Genomic DNA, 21,766 nt, shown 5'->3' on the forward strand with positions numbered 1-21,766 from the left:
GCCACAGGCCGTGCACGGACAGATGCGGCCCTCAGTGCGCCGGATCCGTGGCCCCGCGCGGGACCGTCCAGGACGAGTGGGTGTTGACCTGGACCACGGTGGCCCGGGTCAGCTTCCGGTAGCCGGTCGCGATCGTCTCGGCCTGCCCGGCGGGCAGTGCCCCGCCGTGGGCCTCGGTTCGCGCGATGATCTCTTCCGGTCCGAGGTTCCGGTTGGCCAGCACCACCGCGTTGACGGCCGGCCGGCGCACCCGGTCGTAGCGGCGGAGTGCGGTCACGGGGTCGTTCTCCCGGGCCAGGCACCAGGCCAGTACACGCGTGTCGACGACGGACTGCGATCCGCCGTTCATGCCCATGGGGAACATCGGGTGTGCGGCGTCTCCGAGCAGCGTGACGCGTCCGAAGCTCCAGCGCGGCAGGGGATCGCGGTCGATCATCGGGTACTCGAAGATCGCTGAGGAGCGCTCGGCGAGCGTCACGACGTCGATCCACGGCAGGTTCCAGGACGACAGCCCGGAGCGAGCCTCTGCTGCCGTGATGCGACGGGCGGTGCCGTCCGGGGGAGGGGCGGAAGGTCCATGCCGAACCTCCAGCACCCAGTTCATCAGGGCCTCGCCGCCGGCGGTCGCCGCGTCCTCGATCGGGTAGGCGACGAACTTCTCGCCAGGGGTGCCCCCGGCCACCACGATCGAACGGCCGTCGAGGACGGGCGGGTGGGGTGCGACGCCACGCCACATGTGGACGCCGTTCCACCGCGGGACGTTCTCGTCCGGGTAGAGCTGGGCGCGGACGGCGGAGCCGATGCCGTCGGCGCCGACCAGCACGTCTGCGTCCTCGACCACCGGTAGCCCGCTCGACCGGTCCAGGAAGCGGGCTCGGACGCCGCCCGCGGTCTCCTCGAACCGCTGGAACAGCAGGCCGGTGCGGACCGCGTCCGGGCCCAGGCGCTCCCGTACGGCCGCGAGCAGCAGCATCTGCAGCCGGCCGCGGTGGACGGAGTACTGCGGCCAGTGGTAGCCGGCCGCCCGTCCCAGCGGCTCCTCCCAGACCACCTCGCCCGTCCGGTCGCGATAGCTCAGCCGACGCGGGGGCAACGCGGCGGAGGCCAGCTTGTCGCCGAGGCCGAGTTCGGAGAGCTCCCGGACGGCGTGCGGCAACAGGTTGATCCCCACGCCGACCGCTTCGACCGTCCGTGCCGCCTCGTGCACCTGTGGCTCGAAGCCGGCGGCGTGCAGGCTCAGAGCACAGGTCAGCCCGGCGATGCCTCCGCCGACCACGGTCACTCGCATGCGTCTGCCTTCGCCCTTCGCCGCGGCCACGGGGCCGGCCGACCGTCTGTCACCAGCCTCGGGACACCGGCCGCGCATGTCCAATACACAGCGGTGATGCCGGCTGTCACGATCACTGATCGCACCGGTCGTTCGTACCGGGCCCGCCTCGGTTCCGCCCGCGGCTCACACAATTCAGGCGTACACCGCCGGAGTTGATATTTTGGCGGTCATGGAGCTCCGTACACTTGAGTATTTCGTCGCGGTGGCGGAGGAGCGGTCGTTCACCAGGGCGGCGGCCCGGTGCCATGTCGTGCAGCCCGCGATCAGTCAGCAGATCCAGGCCCTGGAGAAGGAGTTGGGCGAGCCGCTGTTCGAACGGCGGCCCCGGCAGGTGGTTCTCACCTCCGGCGGCGCCGCCCTGTTGCCGCACGCCCGCGCCTGCCTGGCGGCGGCCGCGTCGGCCGTCCGGGAGTTCGCCGACCGTTCCGGTCTGCTCAGCGGCTCGTTCGCGTTGGGGACCGTCGGCGGGCTGGAGGGCACCATCGTTCCCCGGCTGCTCGGGGAGTACCACCGCCGGTACCCGAGGGTCGCGGTGAAACTCCTCGGGGCGTCGAGCCCGTCTCTCCTCGCGAAGGTGCGTGCCGGGGAGATCGACGCGGCCGTGGTCGCGGGACCGCCGGACGGTGAGCCCGCCGGCGTCGCGTCGCGGGTGCTCCTGGAGGACCGGATCGTTGCCGTCCTCCCGGCCGGAAGCCGGCCAGCGGACCGTCCGATGACCCTCGACGAGGCGGTCCGGAACCCGGTCATCAGCTACAGCCCCGAGAGCGGAGTGCACGCGTACATCCGGGAGGCCTTCGCCGAGCAGGCGCTGCGGTTGGACATCGCGTACGCGACGAACGACGTCGCCCTCCAGGTCGCGCTGGTCGCGGAGGGGATCGGTGTCGCCCTGACCTCCCACGCGAGTCCCGTTCTCACCGCCGACCCGCGGTTCGTCGTCGTGCCGCTGGAGCCCGCCATCCGGTTGCGGAAGGTGTTCGTCTGGCGCGTGGGAACCCGGCAGAGTGCGCCGTTGCGGGCCTATCTCGACCTGTGGACGGAGCTGTCCCACCGACCGGGGGCGTGACGCCGTTCCCTTGATCAGGCGGCGTCGATCAGGCGGCGCCGCCCACGGGGGTGCGCGGCGTGGGCAGCCCCGGCGTGCGCAGGACCTTCCGGGCCGCGTCGACGGCGAACACCTCGCAGTCCGGCCGCCCGGCCGCCCACGCGACACCCTCCGCGCCCAGCGCGAACGCCGCCGTCGCCGTCGCGTCCGCCTCCGTGAGCGTCGGCGCGACGACGGTGACGGAGAGCAGACCGGTGGCGGGGAGACCGGTCCGGGCGTCGAGGATGTGGGCGCCTCGCTCGTAGTTTCCGGAGGTGGCGACCGCCGCGTCGGTCAGCTCCAGGACCGCGCAGACCCGGCCCGCGTCCCCGGGGTGGCGAATGCCCACCCTCCAGGGGCCGCCGGCGGCAACGATGTCGCCGCCGGCGGTCAGGCAGAACTTCCGCACCCCGGCCGCCGTGAGCAGCTCCGCGGCGCGCTGCACCGACCAGCCCTTGACGACGGCGCACGGGTCGAGCCCCCGGCCCGGCAGCCGTACGTCGAAGGCGCCGCCACTCGCTCTGCGGTACTCCTCGCACAGCTCCAGGACATGGGCGAGGTCCGCGCTGACATCGGCGGTGCCCAGCTCGCCCCGGTTCAGGCGGGACACCTCGCTGCCGGGCTTGAACGGACTGAACCGCGCGTCGACTTCGCGCAGCCAGGCGAAGACCGCGTCCGCGGCCCCCTCGGGGACGTACGCGTCGTCGATGCGCAGGGAGACCGGCAGGCCCATGACGTGCTCGACCCGGTTCACGTCAGGCGCCGCTCTTCAGATCGAGGGCCGCCTGGAGGGATTCCCGGTAGCCGTCGCTGGTGATCGTGGCCCCCGTCACCGCGTCGATGTCGGCGCTCTGCGCTTCGAGAGTCGCCTCGACCAGCTTCGGGAGGGCCGCCGTGGTCTGCGGGTGCGGGGGCGCCTTGAGGGCCCGGACCGCAGTGATCCGGCCCGCGGTGAGTGTCACTTCGACCTGGACGTCACCCTTCTCGGTCGGGACCGTCGACCCGGCTATCACCTGGGGGCCGGGGGCGGCGCTCGTCGGCGGGGCGGACGATCCGGGCGACGAATCCGGCGGTGCGGAGGAGTTCGATGAGGAGTCCGATGAGGACGCCGGCGGAGCGGCCGAGTTCGACGAGGGCGCGGGCGGGGGCAGTGCCTCCGCCGGGCTCGGCGGTGCCGGGGCGGACGAACCGATCGACGGTGTGTACCGCCAGATCGGGATCAGGGCCGCGACGGACAGGACCAGAGCGGGCAGTGCTCGTTTCACGTGAGTTCCTCGTTGTCTGCTGTGTCGCTGGTTCAGCCGGCCAGGCTGAAGCGTTCGAAGTGGACCTGCCGCTTGGGTACGCCGAGTGTGCGCAGGCCGCGCAGTACGGCATCGGTCATGCCGGGCGGGCCGCAGACGTAGATGTCGCGTTCGGCGAGGTCGGGGACGAGCGCGGACAGCGCGTCCGGCGCCAGCGGGTCGGGGGCCGGCGGGCCGCTGATCACATGCAGCGACGCGCCCTTGGCGGCGGCGAGCTCCCGCAGTTCGCCGTAGAGGACCGCGTCCTGCGGGGCGGAGACGCGGTAGACGAGCACGGCATGGCCGTGCAGCTCCTCCATGAGCGCGCGGATCGGGGTGATGCCGACACCGCCCGCGATCAGCAGGGTGTTCGGACGGGTGCGGTGGAGCGTGGTGAAGGCGCCGTAGGGGCCTTCGGCGAAGACCCGGGTCCCCGGCTCCAGGTGGCGCAGGGACGCGGACCCCGCGCCGGACGCCTTCACCGTCAGCCGCAGGTGGGTGCCGTCGGGAGCGGCCGACAGGGAGTACGGGTTCGCCTGCCACCAGCGGTCCTTCGTCAGGAACCGCCACAGGAAGAACTGGCCGGCGAGGGCAGGGAGCCGGTCGAGGTCGCGGCCCGTCAGGTAGACGGAGACGACGTGGTCGGACTCGGGCACGACCGCCGACACGCGCAGCCGGTGCCGGAGGTTCCGTCGGAGGGGGAGCGCGACGCGGCCGGCGAACACCGCGCCGAGCGCGCAGCCCCACAGGCCGTACCAGTACGCGGTGGCGGTCGGCGACGTGGTGAACGTGGTGCCCGCCGCGACCTGGTGGGTGAAGGCGAGGACCACCGCGACGTAGGTGTAGAGGTGGATGAAGTGCCAGGTCTCGTAGGCGAGTCGACGCCGCGCCCAACGGGCCGAGGCCCCTCCGACGACCAGGATGAGGACCATCGCGACGATCGCCCGCAGCACGCCCTCCGTGGTCTCGGCCAGATGGATCAGCTGGTCGACCGGGCCGAGCGAGGAGGACTGGGCGTAGCCGAAGGTGATGAAGACGCCGTGGCCGACCAGCGTCCACAGCAGCCCGAAACCGGTGACGCGGTGCCAGGCGGTGAGACGGTCCATGCCGACGCGGCGGTCGAGCCACGGCAGCCGGGCGACGAGCAGCAGCTGGAAGGCCATGAACAGGGCGCCGTAGAGGCCGAAGAGACGGCCGAGCACGATCAGTGCGTTGGAGGCAAAGCCCGCCTGGGAGAAGAAGTACGCGACAGCCGCCGCGTTCGCGGCGAGCAGGGCGTACAGGCCGGCTCGGGCCACCACCCGGGGGCGCAGCGCCGAGGGGGGAACGGGCGGTGCCGGCGTCGGGGACGGCGGCGCGGATGTCGCGGGGACGGCAGCGGTCACGGGCCGGAACCTCCTGGATCGCACTGATCGAGTGATCGAGTGATCGAGTGATCGAGTCGTTGGAGAGAGCTTGACCGCCGGGACCTGTCGATCCCCTGTCAGGAGACTTTCAACTCCGTATCGAAGTGCCCCGGCCCTGATCAGCGGGGGCCACGCCGCCGCGCGCGTGCCGCAAGATGGGCGGGTGGAGAAGATACGCGTGCTGGTGGTGGACGACGACCCTCCGATCGCCGACCTCGTCGCGACGGTCGCCCGCTACGAGGGCTGGGACGCCGTCACGGCCAACTCGGGGAGGGAAGCGCTGCGGCTGGCCGCCGATCTTCCCCCGGACATCGTCGTCCTGGACCTGATGCTGCCCGACATCGACGGATTCGGCGTGCTCGACGGGCTGCGCGCGGCCGGGACGATGGTCCCCGTGGTCTTCCTCACCGCGCGCGACACCGTCGCCGACCGGGTCGCGGGGCTGACCCGCGGCGGTGACGACTACCTGGTCAAGCCGTTCGCCGTGGAGGAGCTGATGGCCCGGCTGCGCACCGTGCTGCGGCGCAGCGCCGGGCCGGGATTCGAGCGGTCCGTCCTGCGCGTCTCCGATCTGACGATGGACGAGGACACACGGGAAGTACGGCGCGGAGAAGACCGGTTGACGCTCACCCCGACCGAGTACGAGGTGCTGCGCTACCTCATGCGCAAGTCGCCGACCGTGCTCACCAAGGCACAGATCCTCGACCACGTGTGGGAGTACGGCTTCGGCGGCCGCTCCAACGTCGTGGAGCTGGTCGTCAGCCGGCTGCGCCGCAAGCTCGACGCCACCGGCAGCCCGCTGATCCACACCGTGCGCGGCTTCGGCTACGTGGTCAGGGAGATCGCCGTATGAGCGCGCGACTGCGCGACACGTACGGCAGACTCCGCCTCGGAACCCGGCTCGCGCTCGGCCTCGGCGTGCTGTCGCTCGTGGCGTTCGCCGTCCTCGGCACGGCCCTGACCGCGTACATGCGCGACTACCTGGGACACCAACAGGTCGCCCAGCTGAAGCTCGTACAGAACATCCAGGCCAAGGACGCCGCCCAGCACGGCACGGTCAAACGACAGCCGTACTACGGCTGGTACACGGCCGTGTACGACGTCCGCGACGGCACGGCGGCGCTGCGCCGGCCCGCCGACGTGCCGGACGACACCGAAGGGTTCACCGCCCTCGCCCAGGCGCGCGCCGACTCCGCAGGCGATGTGACGAGCACCGCGCAGATCGCCGGGAAGGGCGCCTACCGGCTGCGGGCCTGCGAGGTCGTGCCCGGAGTCGTCCTGGTCAGCGCCGCCCCGATGGCGGAGATCGAGGACACGATGGACCAGCTGATCACGGTCCAGGTGATCGCCTTCACGGTCGCCCTGCTTGCCCTCGTCGTCTTCGGGCGGATCCTGCTGCGACGCGGCCTGAAACCGCTCAGCGACATGGCGCACACCGCCCACGGCATCGCCTCGCACGACCTCACCGAGTCGGCGGCCCGCCTGCCGCTGCGCGCCGACCGGTCCGGCGGCGGACCCGAGGTCGAGGAGCTGCGCACCGCCTTCAACACCATGCTGGAGCACATCGACGACTCCCTGGCCGTGCGCGCCGAGGCCGAGCAGCGGCTGCGCCGCTTCGTCGCCGACGCCTCGCACGAACTGCGCACCCCGCTGATGTCGGTACGCGGCTACGCCGACCTGTTCCAGTACGCAGCCGCCAACGTCCCCGAGGAGCGCGACAGGCACCTCGCCCGACTGCGCTCCGAAGCCGCCCGCATGGGCGTCCTCCTCGACGACCTGCTGCTGCTCGCCCGGCTCGACGCCGCGGAGGTGGACGCGCCGCTGCGCCTGGAACCGTGCGATCTGGCGGACCTCGCCCGGCAGGCCGCCCACGCCTTCCGCGCCGCCCACTCCGGCCATCCGCTCACCCTCGACGCCGGGTCCCGACCGCTGCCCCTGAGCCTCGACCCCGTCCGCATCCGCCAGGTGCTCGACAACCTGCTCACCAACGCGGCCGTCCACACGCCCACGGGGACACGCGTGTCCCTGACGGTGGGCCTGACGCCGGAGGCCGCCCGGGTGGTCGTGGCCGACACGGGGCCCGGCATCGCGGACGCCGACCAGAGCCGGATCTTCGACCGCTTCTACCGGGTGGACAAGGCCCGCAGCCGCGAGAGCGGCGGCAGCGGTCTCGGCCTCGCGGTGGCACGCTCCCTGGTGGCAGCGCACGGCGGCACCCTGACCCTGCGCAGCGAACCGGGCGCCACCGCCTTCGCCCTGGAACTCCCGCGCGCGGAGCTCTAGTCGCCGCCGAGCCTGTCGACGGCGTCGCACCTGCGCCACGTAGTCGTACGTACGCTTCGGCCTCGTGCGCACCCGTCCGCGTCGGCCAGTGGGAGCACCGCGCTGCCCACGTCGGCTGATTGTTCGGGAGGATGCCCCGGCTCCACTGCTACAGTGCGTGACTGTCCTTTCGCTTTGAGTGGTCACATGGGTGGTTCGGCGAGTCCTCCCAGGCCGCTTGAGACGTGCGGTCATCGGCGCGGACCCTGCGGTCCCGGTCACCGGAAGGCGTGGTTCATGTCAGGTGGGTTCGGTGGAGCGTCCGCCATCGGACGGCGGCGTTTCCTGGTGGTGTCGACGTCTGCCGTGGGGTTGACCCTTCCGGTTCCCCGGTCCGCGTCCGGTGCTTCCCCCGGCCCGGTCCCGGCGAGCTCCGCCACGACGTCGACGGTCGGGCTCACCGTCAACGGGGTACGGCGGTCAGCGGTGGTGGACAACAGAACGTCGCTGCTCGACCTTCTCCGGGAGCACCTGGGGCTGCCCGGTACGAAGAAGGGCTGCGACCAGGGAGCCTGCGGGGCGTGCACGGTCCTGGTGGACGACCGCCGCGTGAACTCCTGCCTCACATTCGCCGTCATGCACGACGGCGCGCACGTCACCACGATCGAGGGACTCTCGCGCGGCGGCGAGCTGCATCCCCTCCAGCAGGCGTTCATCGACCACGACGGGCTGCAGTGCGGGTACTGCACGCCGGGCCAGATCGTCTCGGGGGTGGCCTGCATCGCGGAAGGGCACGCCCGCTCCCGGGAGGAGATCCGCGAGTGGATGAGCGGCAACCTCTGCCGCTGCGGCGCGTACACGAACATCGTCACGGCGATCGAGCAGACGGCGAAGGGTGTGTGAAGCGAACGTGTACCCCTTCGTCTTCAGCAAGGCGGCGACCGAGAGCGCCGCGCTGGCCGCCGGAGCCGACGGCGCCCGCTACATCGCGGGCGGCACCACACTCGTCGACCTGATGCGTGAGACTGTCGAACGCCCCTCCCGCCTGGTCGACATCAACGGTCTCCCGTACCGGGACATCACCGTGTCCTCCGAAGGCCTGCGGGTGGGTGCCCTGGTCCGGATGAGCGAACTCGCCGCGCATCCGGACGTACGCTCGCATTACCCCGTCATCGCGCAGTCACTGGAACTGGGCGCCTTCGCGCAGCTGCGCAACATGGCCTCCATCGGCGGGAACCTCATGCAGCGCCCCCGGTGCCCCTACTTCCGGGACGTGTACTCGGCGTGCAACCGGCGGTCGCCCGGCACGGGGTGCGACGCCGTCGACGGCGACAACCGGATGCAAGCGGTCCTGGGAGGCAGCGCGCACTGTGTGGCCACACACCCGTCGGACCTCGCCGTGGCTCTCGTGGCCCTGGACGCCGTCGTCCATCTGCGGAGCACGGCGGGTACCCGCGCGGTCCCGGTCGCGGAGTTCTTCCTGCGGCCGGGGAACACCCCGCACCGGGAACAGGATCTGAGGCCGGGTGAACTCATCACCTCCGTACACGTCCCCGCCGGCCCCCATACCCGGCGGTCGGGGTACCTCAAGGTCAGGGACCGCCAGTCGTACGAATTCGCCCTCGCGTCGGCGGCGGTGGCACTCGACATCAGAGGCAGTGTGATCCGGGGCGCTCGCGTCGCCGTCGGCGGCGTCGCCACCGTGCCGTGGCGGCTGCCGCGGGTGGAACGGGCGCTGGTGGGCGCGCGTCCCGGCCGCGCGACGTGGACGGAGGCGGCCGCCCGTGCCGCTGACGGCGCGCGGGCACTGTCCGGCAACGCGTTCAAGATCCGGCTCCTGGAGCGGACCGTGCGCCGGCAGTTGACGACGATCGGAGGACTGTGATGGCCGGCGACGTCGTGGGGCAGGCGCTCTCACGCGTCGACGCCCGGCTCAAGGTCACGGGGGCCGCCACGTACGCCGCCGAGCACCGCCTGGAAGGTCTGCTGTACGGCGTCATCGTCAACGGCACCGCGGCCCGCGGCAGGGTCTCCGGCATCGCCACGGACGCGGCCCGCGCCCATCCCGGCGTCCTGCACGTCCTTACCGACTTCAGCTCCTTGAAGCTCGCCCACTCCTCGACCGAGCTGGTGTTCTACGGCCAGCCGATCGCCGTCGTGGTCGCCACGACGGCGGAGGCTGCCGCCCACGGCGCGTCCCTCGTCGAGACGGCCTACGACCGGCAGCCCGCCACCACCGATCTCGACGACCCCCGCGCAACATCGGTCACGGCGCCGTCGAACCCTGACTACAGCCGTGGCGACCCTGACGGTGCCTTCGGATCGGCGGAGGCCAAGGTGGACCTCGAGTTCACCATCAGCCGGGAGAACCACAACCCGATCGAGCTGCCCTCGACCATCGCCCGGTGGGAAGGCGGCAAGCTCACGCTCTGGGACAAGTCCCAGTGGGTCCAGGGCGCGGCCCGCACCGTGGCCGGCGCGCTCGGCGTCCCCGAACAGGACGTCCGGGTGCACTGCGAGTACGTCGGCGGCGGGTTCGGCAGCGCGATCCGCGCCTACGACCACGTCATCCTGGCCGCGTTCGCGGCGCGGCAGGCCGGACGACCCGTCAAGGTCGTCCTGTCGAGGCGCCAGTTCTTCTACGGCACCGGCTACCGGCCCGCCAGCCGGCAGCGCCTCGCGCTCGGGGCCGGCACGACGGGACGCATCGACAGCCTCATCTACGAGGTCCGCACGGAGACTTCGCGCTACGAGCAGTACCAGGAGGGGCTCACCGACCTGCCGAAGTTCCTCTACGGTGTCCCCCACACGCAGACCCGGTACCGGCTCACCGCCATCGACACCCAGTCGCCGGCGTCCATGCGCGGCCCGGGCGTCGTGAGCAGCGCCTTCGCCCTCGAAACCGCCGTGGACCAACTGGCGCACGACCTGGGCATCGATCCCATCGAGCTGAGGCTCCGCAACGAACCCACCCGGGACGAGGTGACGCGCCTGCCCTTCTCCACTCGCCGGTTGCGCGAGTGCTATGAACTCGGTGCCCGCCGCTTCGGGTGGGCGCGGCGGGGTGCAGCACTCGGCGGCCGCACGGACGGCGACCTGCTGATCGGCATGGGCATGGCCACCGCCGCGTACCACAACAACCGCCGCGAGGTCGGCTCGCGCGCTCGGGTCGACGCGGACGGAACGGCGACGGTGGCGACGGCGACCAGCGACATGGGACCGGGCACGACGACCTCCGTCATGCAGGTCGCCGCAGACGCGCTCGGCCTGCCCGCGCGGCAGGTCACCTTCCGGCTGGGGGACTCGGCCTACCCGGTCGCTCCGCCGCACGCCGGCGCCACCACCATGGCGAGCGTGGGGTCCGCGGCCCACAGCTCCTGCACGGCCCTGCGGAACAAGTTCATCGGCATGGCGGTGGCGGACACCGCCTCGCCCCTGTACCGGGCCGATCCCGCCAAGGTGGCGGTCGGTGACGGCCGGCTCACCTCCGGGGAGAACGGCGCCGCCGACACCTATCGCGCGATCCTGGGCCGCGCCGGCCTGCCCGGCCTGGAGGCAACCGCCACCTGGGGGCCCGGCGACACCGACACGAGGATCTCCACTTACGGCTACGGCGCCGTCTTCGCCGAGGTGTCGGTGGATCCGCTCCTCGGGCTCGTCCGGATCCGCCGGATGTTCGCGGCCTACGACGTGGGCCGCGTGGTCAGCCCCAAACTGGCCCACAGCCAGGCCATCGGGGGCATGGTGGGCGGGATCGGGATGGCCCTCCTGGAGGGCACGGTCACGGACCACCGCGACGGCCGGATCGTCAACGCGGGCCTGGCCGACTACCTGGTCCCGGTCAACGCCGACGTTCCCGAGCTGGATGCCGCGTTCATCGACACCGAGGACCCCCTGGCGGATCCCATCGGGGTCAAGGGACTGGGGGAGATCACCATCGTGGGAGTCCCGGCCGCCATCGGGAACGCGATCTTCAACGCCACCGGCAAACGCCTGACGGACCTGCCCATCAGACTGGAGGCGCTGCTCTGAGCGACGTCCGATCGCGGCCATGACGCCCCCTCCGCAGGCGCGTCAGTGCCCGGCGGGAGCGGGCGAGATCTGTTGCATGAGGCTGAGCAGGTCCGGAGCGACCCATTCCTCGGCGATCTGGTCGCCCTCGAAGCGGTAGACCTCGACGCTCCGGAAGCCGACCTGCCGGCCCGTCGCCTCGAACTGTTGGAACGCGCCCTGGTGCGTGCCCTGGAAGTGGACCAGCACCGTCACCTTGTCGCCGACGCCGAACATGTCCTGGACGTTGATCTTCAGGTCGGGGAAGGCGTCCTTCATGATCTTGGTTCCCTGCTGCCAGATCTCCCGGCCGTGCAGCGGGTCGGGGCATCCGGGGACGTTGGCGACGAAGTTCTCGGTCAGCATCTGTGCGGCCTCGTCGAAGTCGCCGCTCTCCACAAGGTGGTACGCGGTGCGCAGCAAGGCCATGTTCTTCTCGACGGTGGTGGTCATCTCAGAGGTCCTCTCGGAGCAGCGTCCCGAAGTCTCGGTGATGACTTCGGGCCGGGTGCCACTCAGTAGAAACCCTGACGTCGCGGCAAGGTCAAACAGACCGCCGAACGAAGGACGCCGCCCTTCTGCTCGGTACCGGAGTTACGGAAGGCCGTCAGGGCAGTGGACGGGTCCCGAGTCGGCCGAAGACCGGCTTGCCCGCTGGGCGGGGTGCGGCACAGTGGAGGGAAGTCCCGTCCCACGGAGGAAGGCCGTCCCCGATGCCGGAGGAATCCGATGATGCCGTCGCTCTCCGGCACGTTACGGAGCGACTTCTGGAAGTGTTCCCCGGCCTGGATCCCGGCATCGTCCGGGACGCGGTCGACACCGCCTACGCGGACCTCCGGTACGCCCGCGTGCGTACGTACCTTCCCGTCCTGATGGAACGGCGCGCCCACGACCTGCTCTCGGCGGCAGACCAGGAGTAAGGGGCAGTTCCCCGCCGGTGCAGCGACGATCCTTCCGAGCGTCCATGCTCGCGGTGGAAGCACAGGATCAGCCGGTGACCGTGTCCGGATCGTCGAGCTCGTGCAGGCCTGCCGGGTCCTCGTCGGTCAGCACCACTCCCGTAGCAGTGACCAAGCGCTGGCCGTGGCCCCGATGGACGCACAGGAGTTGGTCGCGGGTGCCGGTCCGGTCGCGGTACGCGGCCAGGGCAGGGCCGTATTTGCTGCTGTGGTCCGGGACCTCGGCGTCCGTGCTCCACCGCGTGCCGTCGTAGGAGGACCACCACAGCCGCTGGCGAGCGGGGTCGCGGTGGACGCAGATCAGCTTGTCGTCGAAGACGGCCAGGCCGATGTTGCTCCGGGTACGGTGCCCGGGCAGCGCGCCCTCGGAGGTCCAGGTTTCGCCGCGCAGCCGGCTCCAGTGGATCGCCCCGTCCTTGGGGTTGCCGTGGAGCAGGTGCAGGGCGCCGTCGTACACGGCGAGCGCCGGGGACCTCGTGGTGGCACAGCCGGGGACGGGTTCAGGGGTGGTCCAGGTGTGGCCGTCCCGGCTGGTGGTGACCATGATCCGCTGGCCGGCCTCGGCGTAGGCGAGGTGGAGGGCGTCCTGGAAGACGGCCAGCGCCGGGCCGTAGACGCTCTCGGCGTACGGGACCGGCTGGTCCGGGCCCCAGGCGTCGCCGTCGTACGAGGTCAGCGCCATGCCCCAGGTGCCCGAGCCGCCGCGGTGCGCGCAGTACAACCGGTCCTCGTACACGGCCAGGGCAGGGCTGCCCAGGGTGTGATGGGAGGGGAAGGGCCGGTCCTCGGACCAGCTGCCGTCAGCGCGGTGCGCGGTCCACCACAGCTCGGGGTCGTCGCCCCGGCCCTGGTAGACGCAGTACAGGTCGCCGCGGAAGACGGCCAGGGCGGGGGTCTCGGAGGCGTAGCAGGCCGTGAACTGTCGCTCGGCTCCCCAGCCTGCGTCCGGTGCGAACACGCTGAACCACAGGCCGGTCTCGCGGGGTGGGGCGTCGAGGGCCACGGGAGCGAGGAGTGTGGGTGCGGCCCACGGAGAGGTCAGCTCGCATCCGGCGCCCCGGGCGGTCGCCCGGATCCGTTCGGCGCGTTCGGTCAGTCGCGCGCCGACTGCATCGGCGAGGTCCTCGGGCAGGGCTCCGGCGAGCACGTCCTGGACCAGGCCGGGGAAACCGCTCATGGGGCCGGTGCCGTCGGGGCGCACGAGGCGGTCGACGGACCCCGGGTCGAGGCGGAGGGTGAAGCCCCACTCCAGCAGGCGGACGGACACGCTTGCTCCCGCCTCGGCGAGCGCCTTGGCCGCCCGTTCCGCGCGTTCCACGGCCTGGGGCGACGGGGTGTCCGCGCTGGGGCCCGGTGTGGTGCTGTTCTTCCGCCTGGGGTCGGTGCCTTCGATCGCCATGCTGTCTTCCTGTCTGCAGGGCCGCGGGCCGGGCGGCCCGCCCTCCGCGTGGTGCGTGGGCGAGCCGTCCGGGTCCCCGGACATGGACGCTTGCGGCCCGTTCCTCGCGTGCTTCACGCCGGTGTGCGGGCCTTCTGGTGATGCGGGGGATGCGCCGGCGAGGACGAGTGGCCGTCGGCCGCGTGCCGTCAGCGAGCGTGGGTGGACGGCGAGGGCGATTGCGCGTCGTGCGGAGGCGGGTGGATCCGGTCGCCGACCCTGATCGTCCCGCCGTGGACCACTTCGGCCCGCAGCCCGCCGCGGTGCAGCAGGCCCCGGATCAGGCCGGGGCGGACGAGTTGTTCGAGGCGGGCGCAGGGTTCGCTGAGTCTGAGGCCGCGCAGGATCACTGTCCCGATCCGGAACTCGTGGTCCACCAGCGGGTTGAGCCGGATGTCGCGGCAGACCAGGTTGCGGCGGCATTCGGCGGGGGCGAGGAGGATGTCGTGTTCGCGGGCAAGGGCGTCGAGGGACTCGGCCTCGATGAGGGTGATGGCGCAGACCCCGGAGGCCCGTCCGGTCCCCCGGCGGCGAGGTCGGGGGCCTTCGCCCGCCCAGTAGTTGCGGTCGCCCACCAGGCCCCGGCCGGTCACCGCGCGGACCTGCGCGAGGGGGAAGGTCGGCTCACCGGGGTGCGCGGCGAGGTGCAGGGAGGCGACCAGGCCGGGACCCGGCGGCGGCGAGGCCTGTGCCATGGGCGCTTCACCCCTTCAGGAAGTGTTCCGTAAGGGAACGGAGGGTACGGAACTGGTTCACGTCGATCCGGTCGAGGCTCAGCTCCCGGCCGATCAGGTCCTCCAGCAGCAGGATGAACTCCATGAAGCCGAGCGAGTCGATCAGCCTGCTCTCGATCAGGTCGAGGTCGTCCGGGATGTCTCCGACGGTGGGGTTGCGTTCGCGCAGCCAGTCCACGATCGGCTTGGTGACGTCGGCCATGTCATGTCTCCTGGATCCGATGAGGCGCTGGGGGCGTGCTCGTGTGCGAGCCGGCGCGGAGGACGAGGGCGTCCTCGTACTCCTGGCGAATCCGGGCGACGGTGGCGGCGGCCGGGTGCGTGGTGGTGACTCGGGTGCAGGACCGGCCGCAGTACATGGCCATCTCCTCGATGCGCCCGGTGGTGGCGGCGCCCGGGGCCGCCGCGCTGTAGCGCGGTACCGGGTACGGCCGGCCGTCCACCCGGGCGGTGGCGATGAAGGCGGCTGGGGCGCGCTCCGTGGCGGTGGTGAGGGAGTTGCGCAGGACGCGGTGCGGGCGGTGCGGCCAGCCGATCTCGAAGAGGGAGGTGACGAGGGTGTCCTCGGCCACCGCCTCGACCACGCGCCGCTTGAACTCCGGGTGCGCGGCGGATTCCGTGGCCGGTACGAACAGGGTTCCGGCCGTGGCGCCGTCCGCGCCGCGGGCCACCGCGTCGGCGAGGTCCCCGCCGGTGGCGATCCCGCCGGCGACGGCGAGGACGGCGTGCGGGTGGCGGGCCCGGACAGTGGCCAGCAGGGAGGCCGCAGGCTGCTCGCCGAGCAGGTGGCCGCCGGCCTCGGTGCCCTGGAGGACCAGAACGGCCGCTCCCCGTGCGAGGGCGGTGTCGGCGTCGGCGGAGGTGCCGACCTGGACCACCAGCGGGCGCCCGGCGGCCCGCACGGCGTGGGCCGCGTCGTCGGCGGGAAGCCCGAAGGCGGTGACGAAGCCGTTGCGGGGAAGCTCGGGCAGGACGGCCCGGAGCTGCTCCAGGCAGCGGTCCGGTCCGGTGACCTCGGGGACGACGTTCACCCCGAAGGGGCGGCCCCCGGTGGCGGCCGCCACCTCCCGGACCAGTCGGGCCGCCCGCGCGGGTGGTTCCTTGTACAGGGCGAGGGTGCCGCCCGCTCCGGCCCGGGACACTTCGGCGCACAGGCCGGGACCGGCGACGGCCCCCATACCGGCCTGCAGAAGGGGCAGTTCGAGCCCGAGCAGGGCGGCGAGCCGGGTCACGAGCGTTCCCCCGCCCGCCGTACCGCACGGTGTGCGGCGGTCAGGTCGCCTTCGAACAGGTCGCCCAGGGCGTGCACCCAGCGCTCCAGGCCGAAGGCGACGCAGCCGGTGAAGGCCGGGCGGCCGGCATGGCCGATCGCGCGGCGCTCGCCGAAGAAGTTGCGGTGGTTGTTGGTGGAGGCGATGGCGGTGCCGTCGGTGTGCAGGTACTCCTCCTTGACCGGGGCGAGCAACTGCATGACGGTGCGGGCGCCGTCCTTCTGGAAGAAGGGGTCGGTGGCGGGCCGCCGGTCGAGGGTGAGGCCGAGGGAGGCGCCGAAGGCGAGGATCCGCTCCCGGTGCCGGTCGAGGTGGGTCCGCACGGCTTCGGCCGAGCCGACGCACACGAGCTCCCGCATGGTGAACCCCCAGAGCCTGCGCAGTCCGTCGTGGCAATCCTCGTTGCGGAAGCACTGTGCGACGGTGCTGACCAGGACGGGGGTGTCCGTACTGCTGCCGGTGAGGTGCACGAAGCAGCCGTAACAGGCCGCGGAGGGCAGGAGGTGGGTGGCGTCGGCGAGGTCGGAGGCGGGCAGTGCGGTGGCCGCAAGCGGTCCGGTGACGTCGTACGGGCTCGTGGCGAGGGCGGCCAGTCGGTCGGGGCGGATCCGGGCGACCGGGCTGCCCAGGTGCGGAAAGTTGCGGAAGTAGTCCAGGGTCCGCAGGTCGTCGACCCGCAGCAGCGGGGGGTAGCTCTGCTGCCGGGCCCCCGCCTCGGCGCCCCAGCGCGTGAACACCGCGTCCAGCGCGGCCTTCAGCACGACGGCCGGTTCGTCGAGGGTCACCAGGCCATCCCGCACCGACCAGCCGGCCCCGGTCGCCCTGGGGGTCATGCGGTCGGTGTCAGGCATCGAACACCCCGATCCGGCGAAGGAAACCGGTCGTCTTGTGGAGGACCCTGGTGTGGGCGACCTGCCGCGCCGGGTGGGCGAGCAGCCGGCTACGCAGGGCGTATCCGCCGGGGAGGCCGGCGTCACGGTAGACGGCGGGACTGTAGAAGGACCCGATGCTGATGGCGAGGTAGCGGTCGAGGTAGGCGCGCAGGTCGTGCCGGGCCGCGTCGTCGAGGCCGCTGCGGAGGAGGCGCTCCCACAGCAGGTGCACCAGGCGGCAGCCGAAGGCGATGTGCCGGGACTCGTCCTGGTGGTGCAGCCGGTTGATGTGCCGGATGGTCGGGTGCAGCCGGTCGTCGGCGGCCAGGTGGACGTTGTAGTGGTCGACGATCTGCTCGAAGATCAGGATCCGGGCGAAGACGAGGAAGTTCTCGATGTCCGGGTCGCGCGGGGCCTCGGGCAGCTTGACCGACTTGTCGGGGTAGATCTTGTCGGCGTACTTGAGGCAGAAGGTGGCGAAGAACCACATGTGATCGTTCTCCTCACCGACGAAGTGGTGGAAGAACTCGGAGGGCAGCTCGAAACCGGGCGTGTGGATGCGCCGGGTGACCTCGATGAGCAGCTCGCGGATGCCGTGCACGTTGAGGCTGTAGAAGTTGACGCTCTCCCACCTGCTCAGGGCCCGGAGCTGGGCGGGGCTCAGCTCGTCCATGAGCTCCGTGCCGTGGACGGAGAGCAGTTCGGGGGACATCCACAGGCCGTCGGTGGGGATCGCGGGCGGCCAGTCGAAGGTGGTGAACGGGTTGTAGTAGTCCGCGGTGGCCTTGTCGGAGAGCCGGTCGAGCAAGGCCCTGAACTCGGTGTCGTCGGGGCCTGCGGCCGTGGTGGTGGTGGCGGCCGTCGTCCCGGGCGGGGCGGCCTGGGGGCGCATGGACGTCATCCCTTCCACCGGACCGATGCCAGCAGGGCCCGGTGGAGTTCGGGAGTGGACGCGGCCACGCAGGACCGCTGGTTGGCGACGCCCAGGTCGGTCAGGACGGTGTCGCCGAGCGGCTGCCCGTAGGCGTCGGTGATGACCGCCCCGGCCCGCTCGGCGAGGAAGACGGCCGCGGCGATGTCGTACGGGAACAGGTGCAGGACCCGGCCGTTGCCGACGCGCTCGAACTCGGGCAGCAGCGCCGGATCGTCGCGCAGCAGCCGGTTGCCGATGTCCACGTAGGCGTCGAGCTGGCCGGTGAGCAGCCGCGAGATCGACCAGGTGGCGCTGTTGAAGACGAAGACCCCGCCGGTGTTGGCCGAGCGGTCGATGAGGTGACCGTACGCCTCGGTCATCAGACGGGCCGGGTGGCCGTTGAACTCCAGGGACCAGAACATCCGTGCCGGGTCGGTGGTGCGGGTCAGCGCCGGGACGGGGTGGTCGTAGCCGTGCGCGGTGATCCCCGGCGTCACGAGGTCTCCGTAGAGGTAGGCGCCCGTGCGCAGTTCCATCAGCAGCGCGTGCTCGACGTCCGCGATGCGCGGGCGCCCCGTCATACGGGCGACCGCGACCGAGACGGTGGCCGACTCCAGACCGGCGACGGCGGGCCGGGTGCCGTCGATGGGGTCGACGACCAGCAGATGGGCCGGGTCCGCGCCGTGGTACCGCAGTCCGCGGTCCTCGGAGTAGACGGCGACGGGCAGGTCGTGGCCGGCGATGTACTTCCAGACGGCTGCCTCGGCGACCTCGTCGAGGCCGAACTGGGCGTCCCCGCCCGGAGAGAGGCCCCGTACGAGCCGGCTGCCGTGCTGGTGCCGGGCGGCCAGTACGGCCTCGCGGACGGCACCGGCGAGGCCGGTCACGTACGAGCGCATGGCCTCGGCGGACGGCGGGCCGCCGTGCGTGGGGGCGGTCACGCGGCGGCCTCCTCTGCGAAGAGCGCGTCGAGCCGGTCGCAGAGCAGATCCGCCTCCTCGCGGGTGAGGATCAGCGGCGGCCGGATCTTGATCACGTTGCCTCGGCCGTAGCGGGAGGTGCGCAGGACCAGGCCGTGGTCCATGCCGCGCCGGGCCAGTGCCTGGGCTCGTTCGTTGTGCGGGCGCCCCCGGTCGTCGCCGATCTCGATCCCGATCATCAGGCCGAGGCCGCGCACGTCCACGACGGCCTTGTGCCGTGCTGCCAGCGCGCCCAGTCGTTCCATGATGTGGGCGCCGACCTCGCGGACGTTCTCCAGGAAGCCGGGGCGGCCGATCACGTCCAGGGTGACGACCGCCGCGGCGGCGGCGAGGACGTTGCCGCCGTACGTGAAGGAGTGGTGGTCGCTGCTGAGCCCGGACATCCGCTCGTCGGCGACGATGGCCGCGACCTGCGCACCGGAGCCGCCGAGGCCCTTGGCGGTGGTCAGGATGTCGGGCCGGACCCCGTAGTGCTCGGCGGCGAACATTCGGCCGATCCGGCCGATGCCGGTCTGGATCTCGTCGAAGACGAGGGCGATGCCCCGTTCGTCGCACAGGGTGCGCAGGGCGGGCAGGTATCCGTCGGGGGGCACGATGTTGCCGCCGCTGCCGGAGACCGGTTCGACGACGACGCAGGCGACGCTGCCGGAACTGGCGTGGTCGAGGAAGTCGTTGATGCGTTCGACGCACAGCATGCCGCAGCTGTCGGGTCCCGCCTGGCCGTAGAAGCAGCGCAGGCAGTAGGGGTCGGGCACCTGGAGCACGCCCGGCATCAGGTGGGGGAAGGGTTCCTTGCGGAACGACTCGCCCGACATGGTGGTCGTCATCATGGTCTGGCCGTGGTGGCTGCGGAACAGGGTGACGACGTCGCGACGGCCGGTGGCGAGCTGCGCCATCTTGACCGCGCCCTCGTTGGCGGTGGAGCCGCCCGACACCTTGAGGTGCACCTTGGTCAGGTTCGGCGGGGTGACGTCGACCAGCCGCCGGACCAGCTCGTTGACGGGGGCGGTCTGGAAGGTCGAGGTGGTGTGCACCAGCCGTTCGGCCTGGTCGCGCATGGCCTTGACCACTTCGGGGTGCCCGTATCCGAGGCTCAGGTTGAAGGTGCCGGACGCGCAGTCGAGGTATTCGTTCCCGTCGGTGTCGTACAGGTGGACGCCCTCACCGTGGTCCATCTCGTACGCGGTGACCGGGTAGTACAGGTGCTTCTGTACGTAGCTCAGGGCATCGCCGCGGACATCGCTCCGGGCGGTGCCGTTTTTGTCGCCCTGGGCACGTATCAGGTCTGCCATGTGTCTCCTGTCGACTTCCGTCCCGCGGACTAGAAGGACGGCGGATGGCGGAATTTCTGGGTTGCGGAACAGGAGGCCTTCCGCTTCCTCCAGGGAATGCGGGACGAAATTCACACGTCCAGGACGAAGGTGAAAGAGGCGTCCCAGCCCTCGGGTGTCTCCCGCACGTCCATCAGGCATTCTGGCCGGAAATACTTGTCGAGGTGGTTCCGGCGTTCGCCCGGGAAATACAGCATCGTGGTCAGGACGATGCCGCCGGGCGGCTGCACCTTCACGTGCACGTGCCGCGTCCGGCCCGGGTACATGGCCGGCAGGACGGTCTCCAGCCGCCACTGCCCATCGGCGTCCGCGAACTGGTGGCCGCGCAGCCGGAAGCCGTCGTCGTAGACCCCCTCTGCCCCGACCTGCCAGAAGTCGAGCAGGGTGCCGCCGACGGGCTTGCCTTCAAGGGTGCGTACCGCGCCGTGCAGCAGCATCGGGACACCCTCTTCCAGGTCTCCCCGGAAGGTGGTTCGCAAAGGAGTGTCGGGCTTGTAGTACGGTCCCTCGCGCAAGGCGGGCGTAGGCGGAGTCCCGTTGCAGCGAACCGTTGGAGTGATCGTCTTCAGGGCATTTTCCGGGCTTCTGTTCGGCACGGCGGAATTCCCCCTCAATAAAGGATCATCTTTCTTTTCGACCCAGGCAGACTAACCCGCGTCTCCGGCACTGAGAAGAAGACCGTGCGTCGCTTCCCCGCCATTTGTTCGACATGTGTGGCCGAGGTCTGATGATCCTTTTGCGCAGAAGTTGCTTCCTGTGAAAAAGGAGGTGAGTGGGTCGGAAGGGAGAAAGGGGCGAAGGGCGGCGCGCCACCCGTCCGGTCGTGGTCAGTACCGGACGGCGGCGGCCCGGTGCAGCGCCGTGCGGGTGCGGGCGAAGTAGGCCGGGTCGGGCGGTGCGGTGAGGATGTCCGCGAGCGCGAAGAGGTCCAGCGTCCGGCTGATCCGCAGCCAGTCCCCGGGCAGTCGTCCGCTCCCGGCCCGGAAGCCCTCGACGAAGCCCGTGGCGAAGGCGGGCGGGTACTCGTGGGCGAAGCGCAGCATGTTCCCGACGTCGAAGAGCGGGGAGCCGCTGAAGGCGAGCTCCCAGTCGAGCACGGCGGCTACCTCCCATCGCCCCGCGCGCCGTTCGACCAGGAGGTTCTTCGGGTTGAAGTCACAGTGCACCAGGCTGCGTTCACCCACCACGGCGGCGAGTGTCCGGGCTCCCTGTCGGGCCAGTGCCCGGAGTACGGCCGCGTCCGTGCCGTTCAGCGGCCCGTCCGCGGCGGCGGCCAGACAGCGGTCGACGAAACCGGGCAGGTCGCCCAGCGGGGGCGTGCCGTCCGGAGCCGGAACGAGGGAAGGGTCGGCGAAGGCGCCCGGGCGGGGCAGGTTGACCCGGCCGATCCGCGCCAGCACCGCGCCGACGGCCCGACCCAGTTCCCGAGCCTCGCCGCTCGCCGGTCCGTCGGCGAGGACCTGGCTGAGTGGGATCCCGTCCATGAACCGGTAGAGCATGGTGGGGCGGCCGGTGGCCCGGCCGTGGGGATCGGCCGCGACCACCGCGGTCACCGGAACGGTGTGGGCCGCCACCCGGCCGAGGACGGCGACCTCCACGGCGCAGGTGTTACGTGGGACCCGGCCGTAGTGAGGCCGGTAGCGGCGCAGGACGTAGCGCTCCGTGCCCGGCGCGCTGGCCGGCCGGGCCGTGAGCAGGGCCATGTCGTTGGTGAACCCGCCGGGCAGCGGGTTCACCTCGTACAGGCGGGCCCCGGGCAGGGCGTGCCGGATCAGCCAGGTGTGCGTGGCCGGATCGAGGAGGCCCACAGGGGCGGGGCGCGTCACACCGGCCAGCCTGCCCGGCCCGGGCCCCGC

23 protein-coding genes are annotated in these 21,766 nt (G+C 71.7%); 8 read left to right on the forward strand and 15 right to left on the reverse strand.

The annotated features are described in order from the left end of the window. Window positions 1–31 precede the first annotated feature (31 nt). Window positions 32–1,288 carry an FAD-dependent monooxygenase gene (locus tag OG357_RS36930; RefSeq protein ID WP_329625254.1) on the reverse strand — a complete coding sequence of 419 codons (1,257 nt, stop codon included), beginning with the start codon at window positions 1,286–1,288 and terminating at the stop codon, window positions 32–34. A gap of 211 nt (window positions 1,289–1,499) precedes the next feature. On the opposite strand from OG357_RS36930, the gene OG357_RS36935 reads away from it, so the two are divergent. Continuing rightward, complete coding sequence (locus tag OG357_RS36935; RefSeq protein WP_329625255.1) at window positions 1,500–2,393, forward strand: LysR family transcriptional regulator; 894 nt, start codon at window positions 1,500–1,502, stop codon at window positions 2,391–2,393. 28 nt (window positions 2,394–2,421) lie between these two features. On the opposite strand, the gene OG357_RS36940 is transcribed toward OG357_RS36935, so the two are convergent. After that, window positions 2,422–3,165, reverse strand: coding sequence for an FAD:protein FMN transferase (locus OG357_RS36940; RefSeq protein WP_329625256.1), 744 nt, complete (start codon window positions 3,163–3,165; stop codon window positions 2,422–2,424). Between the two features lies 1 nt (window position 3,166). Beyond that, window positions 3,167–3,373 (reverse strand): FMN-binding protein, encoded by a 207-nt coding sequence (locus OG357_RS36945; protein ID WP_329625257.1) that lies wholly within the window; start codon window positions 3,371–3,373, stop codon window positions 3,167–3,169. Here OG357_RS36945 and OG357_RS36950 point away from each other — a divergent pair. Beyond that, on the forward strand, window positions 3,363–3,680 hold the full coding sequence (locus OG357_RS36950; RefSeq protein WP_329625258.1) for a hypothetical protein: 318 nt from the start codon (window positions 3,363–3,365) through the stop codon (window positions 3,678–3,680). The genes OG357_RS36945 and OG357_RS36950 overlap by 11 nt on opposite strands. Before the next feature lie 28 nt (window positions 3,681–3,708). On the opposite strand, the gene OG357_RS36955 is transcribed toward OG357_RS36950, so the two are convergent. Further along, window positions 3,709–5,079, reverse strand: coding sequence for a ferredoxin reductase family protein (locus tag OG357_RS36955; protein ID WP_329625259.1), 1,371 nt, complete (start codon window positions 5,077–5,079; stop codon window positions 3,709–3,711). A 184-nt stretch (window positions 5,080–5,263) separates the two neighbouring features. Between OG357_RS36955 and OG357_RS36960 the strand changes: the two genes are divergently transcribed. From OG357_RS36960 to OG357_RS36980, 5 genes are all read left to right on the forward strand, one after another. After that, window positions 5,264–5,953: a response regulator transcription factor gene (locus tag OG357_RS36960; RefSeq protein ID WP_329625260.1), complete on the forward strand. Its 690-nt coding sequence runs from the start codon at window positions 5,264–5,266 to the stop codon at window positions 5,951–5,953. Continuing rightward, on the forward strand, window positions 5,950–7,383 hold the full coding sequence (locus OG357_RS36965; RefSeq protein ID WP_329625261.1) for a sensor histidine kinase: 1,434 nt from the start codon (window positions 5,950–5,952) through the stop codon (window positions 7,381–7,383). Before OG357_RS36960 ends, OG357_RS36965 begins: the two co-directional genes overlap by 4 nt. A 276-nt stretch (window positions 7,384–7,659) precedes the next feature. Next, window positions 7,660–8,265 (forward strand): (2Fe-2S)-binding protein, encoded by a 606-nt coding sequence (locus tag OG357_RS36970; RefSeq protein ID WP_329625262.1) that lies wholly within the window; start codon window positions 7,660–7,662, stop codon window positions 8,263–8,265. A gap of 7 nt (window positions 8,266–8,272) precedes the next feature. Then, window positions 8,273–9,247 carry an FAD binding domain-containing protein gene (locus OG357_RS36975; protein WP_329625263.1) on the forward strand — a complete coding sequence of 325 codons (975 nt, stop codon included), beginning with the start codon at window positions 8,273–8,275 and terminating at the stop codon, window positions 9,245–9,247. Then, window positions 9,247–11,394, forward strand: coding sequence for a xanthine dehydrogenase family protein molybdopterin-binding subunit (locus OG357_RS36980; protein WP_329625264.1), 2,148 nt, complete (start codon window positions 9,247–9,249; stop codon window positions 11,392–11,394). Before OG357_RS36975 ends, OG357_RS36980 begins: the two co-directional genes overlap by 1 nt. Window positions 11,395–11,436: 42 nt before the next feature. Here OG357_RS36980 and OG357_RS36985 read toward each other — a convergent pair whose 3' ends face one another. After that, window positions 11,437–11,865 (reverse strand): ester cyclase, encoded by a 429-nt coding sequence (locus OG357_RS36985; protein WP_329625265.1) that lies wholly within the window; start codon window positions 11,863–11,865, stop codon window positions 11,437–11,439. 260 nt (window positions 11,866–12,125) lie between these two features. Between OG357_RS36985 and OG357_RS36990 the strand changes: the two genes are divergently transcribed. Next, complete coding sequence (locus OG357_RS36990; RefSeq protein ID WP_329625266.1) at window positions 12,126–12,332, forward strand: three-helix bundle dimerization domain-containing protein; 207 nt, start codon at window positions 12,126–12,128, stop codon at window positions 12,330–12,332. 67 nt (window positions 12,333–12,399) lie between these two features. Here OG357_RS36990 and OG357_RS36995 read toward each other — a convergent pair whose 3' ends face one another. The 10 genes from OG357_RS36995 to OG357_RS37040 all read right to left on the reverse strand — a co-directional run bounded on the left by OG357_RS36995 (window position 12,400) and on the right by OG357_RS37040 (window position 21,736). Then, window positions 12,400–13,770 carry a sialidase family protein gene (locus OG357_RS36995; protein WP_329625267.1) on the reverse strand — a complete coding sequence of 457 codons (1,371 nt, stop codon included), beginning with the start codon at window positions 13,768–13,770 and terminating at the stop codon, window positions 12,400–12,402. Between the two features lie 188 nt (window positions 13,771–13,958). Beyond that, complete coding sequence (locus OG357_RS37000) at window positions 13,959–14,504, reverse strand: MOSC domain-containing protein (protein ID WP_329625268.1); 546 nt, start codon at window positions 14,502–14,504, stop codon at window positions 13,959–13,961. A gap of 7 nt (window positions 14,505–14,511) precedes the next feature. Further along, window positions 14,512–14,745 (reverse strand): acyl carrier protein, encoded by a 234-nt coding sequence (locus tag OG357_RS37005; RefSeq protein WP_329625269.1) that lies wholly within the window; start codon window positions 14,743–14,745, stop codon window positions 14,512–14,514. A gap of 1 nt (window position 14,746) precedes the next feature. Further along, window positions 14,747–15,775 carry an NAD(P)H-dependent flavin oxidoreductase gene (locus OG357_RS37010; protein ID WP_329625270.1) on the reverse strand — a complete coding sequence of 343 codons (1,029 nt, stop codon included), beginning with the start codon at window positions 15,773–15,775 and terminating at the stop codon, window positions 14,747–14,749. Then, the gene (locus OG357_RS37015; protein WP_329625271.1) at window positions 15,772–16,665 is read right to left on the reverse strand and encodes a hypothetical protein; all 894 of its coding nucleotides are present in this window, start codon (window positions 16,663–16,665) and stop codon (window positions 15,772–15,774) included. The genes OG357_RS37010 and OG357_RS37015 overlap by 4 nt, the downstream gene beginning before the upstream one ends. Continuing rightward, window positions 16,658–17,587: a diiron oxygenase gene (locus OG357_RS37020; RefSeq protein ID WP_329625272.1), complete on the reverse strand. Its 930-nt coding sequence runs from the start codon at window positions 17,585–17,587 to the stop codon at window positions 16,658–16,660. Before OG357_RS37020 ends, OG357_RS37015 begins: the two co-directional genes overlap by 8 nt. After that, entirely contained in the window at window positions 17,584–18,540 is a 957-nt protein-coding gene (locus OG357_RS37025; RefSeq protein ID WP_329625273.1) for an inositol monophosphatase family protein, read from the reverse strand. The genes OG357_RS37020 and OG357_RS37025 overlap by 4 nt, the downstream gene beginning before the upstream one ends. Continuing rightward, on the reverse strand, window positions 18,537–19,871 hold the full coding sequence (locus OG357_RS37030; RefSeq protein ID WP_329625274.1) for an aspartate aminotransferase family protein: 1,335 nt from the start codon (window positions 19,869–19,871) through the stop codon (window positions 18,537–18,539). Before OG357_RS37030 ends, OG357_RS37025 begins: the two co-directional genes overlap by 4 nt. Window positions 19,872–19,981: 110 nt before the next feature. Continuing rightward, complete coding sequence (locus OG357_RS37035; RefSeq protein WP_329625275.1) at window positions 19,982–20,506, reverse strand: dioxygenase family protein; 525 nt, start codon at window positions 20,504–20,506, stop codon at window positions 19,982–19,984. A 231-nt stretch (window positions 20,507–20,737) separates the two neighbouring features. Continuing rightward, on the reverse strand, window positions 20,738–21,736 hold the full coding sequence (locus OG357_RS37040) for a phosphotransferase family protein (protein WP_329625276.1): 999 nt from the start codon (window positions 21,734–21,736) through the stop codon (window positions 20,738–20,740). Between the last annotated feature and the right edge of the window lie 30 nt (window positions 21,737–21,766).

This window comes from Streptomyces sp. NBC_01255 (assembly GCF_036226445.1).
Classification (GTDB): Bacteria; Actinomycetota; Actinomycetes; order Streptomycetales; family Streptomycetaceae; genus Streptomyces.

Coding starts and splice junctions, on each gene's coding strand:
- OG357_RS36930 (WP_329625254.1), bottom strand. CDS start 1,288: ATGCGAGTGACCGTGGTCGGCGGAGGCATCGCCGGGCTGACCTGTGCT.
- OG357_RS36935 (WP_329625255.1), top strand. CDS start 1,500: ATGGAGCTCCGTACACTTGAGTATTTCGTCGCGGTGGCGGAGGAGCGG.
- OG357_RS36965 (WP_329625261.1), top strand. CDS start 5,950: ATGAGCGCGCGACTGCGCGACACGTACGGCAGACTCCGCCTCGGAACC.
- OG357_RS36970 (WP_329625262.1), top strand. CDS start 7,660: ATGTCAGGTGGGTTCGGTGGAGCGTCCGCCATCGGACGGCGGCGTTTC.
- OG357_RS36980 (WP_329625264.1), top strand. CDS start 9,247: ATGGCCGGCGACGTCGTGGGGCAGGCGCTCTCACGCGTCGACGCCCGG.
- OG357_RS36985 (WP_329625265.1), bottom strand. CDS start 11,865: ATGACCACCACCGTCGAGAAGAACATGGCCTTGCTGCGCACCGCGTAC.
- OG357_RS36990 (WP_329625266.1), top strand. CDS start 12,126: ATGCCGGAGGAATCCGATGATGCCGTCGCTCTCCGGCACGTTACGGAG.
- OG357_RS36995 (WP_329625267.1), bottom strand. CDS start 13,770: ATGGCGATCGAAGGCACCGACCCCAGGCGGAAGAACAGCACCACACCG.
- OG357_RS37000 (WP_329625268.1), bottom strand. CDS start 14,504: ATGGCACAGGCCTCGCCGCCGCCGGGTCCCGGCCTGGTCGCCTCCCTG.
- OG357_RS37005 (WP_329625269.1), bottom strand. CDS start 14,745: ATGGCCGACGTCACCAAGCCGATCGTGGACTGGCTGCGCGAACGCAAC.
- OG357_RS37015 (WP_329625271.1), bottom strand. CDS start 16,665: ATGCCTGACACCGACCGCATGACCCCCAGGGCGACCGGGGCCGGCTGG.
- OG357_RS37020 (WP_329625272.1), bottom strand. CDS start 17,587: ATGACGTCCATGCGCCCCCAGGCCGCCCCGCCCGGGACGACGGCCGCC.
- OG357_RS37030 (WP_329625274.1), bottom strand. CDS start 19,871: ATGGCAGACCTGATACGTGCCCAGGGCGACAAAAACGGCACCGCCCGG.